Genomic DNA, 627 nt, shown 5'->3' with positions numbered 1-627 from the left:
AAAAACGGTAGGAACAAATTTGGCGCGATAGACAACGGCGTCCAGGCGGCGCTCAAGCAGGCCGATCAGGTTTTCACCGGTATCGCCTTTTACACGCTCAGCTTCGGCATAGATGCGGCGGAATTGCTTCTCGGTGATATCGCCGTAGTAGCCCTTCAGCTTCTGCTTGGCACGCAGCTGAATGCCAAAATCGGACAGCTTGCCCTTGCGGCGCTGACCGTGCTGGCCGGGGCCATATTCACGACGATTAACTGGGGACTTAGGACGGCCCCAGATGTTTTCGCCCATGCGGCAGTCAATTTTATACTTGGCAGACGTACGTTTAGTCACGGCTGTTCTCCTTTTTAGTGGCTCCGCAATCTACCCGAAAACCGGTTCCCACTTTTCGGATTGCGGACGCAGGCGCCTACAGTCATGATCAGCCAGAACGCAGCCAGGAAAACGGCGGCTATAAAGGGCGTTGTCCTCTTAGGGTTAAATCTTGCGATCCGCGCCTATGACAGGAATCCCCTTGCGGGGCCCACCAACACCAATGAAGTGGCGCTTATATGCGCAAAGGAAGCAGAGTCAACAGCGCTTCCCTTGCTTCCTTGGTTTTTTTGAGCACCTGACAGATTAAGCCGCTTC

Annotated in this window: 1 protein-coding gene; it reads right to left on the bottom strand. The window is 54.4% G+C overall.

The annotated features are described in order from the left end of the window. Positions 1 to 330, bottom strand: a 330-nt coding sequence (rpsD, locus tag ACYVHT_RS23325) for a 30S ribosomal protein S4 (protein WP_460557807.1), incomplete at its 3' end; no start/stop codon positions are given. Between the last annotated feature and the right edge of the window lie 297 nt (positions 331 to 627).

The sequence above is a fragment of the Hymenobacter daeguensis genome (assembly GCF_054780555.1).
Note: the sequence above shows the minus strand (reverse complement) of the source record. Positions and strands in the feature narration are given on the sequence as shown.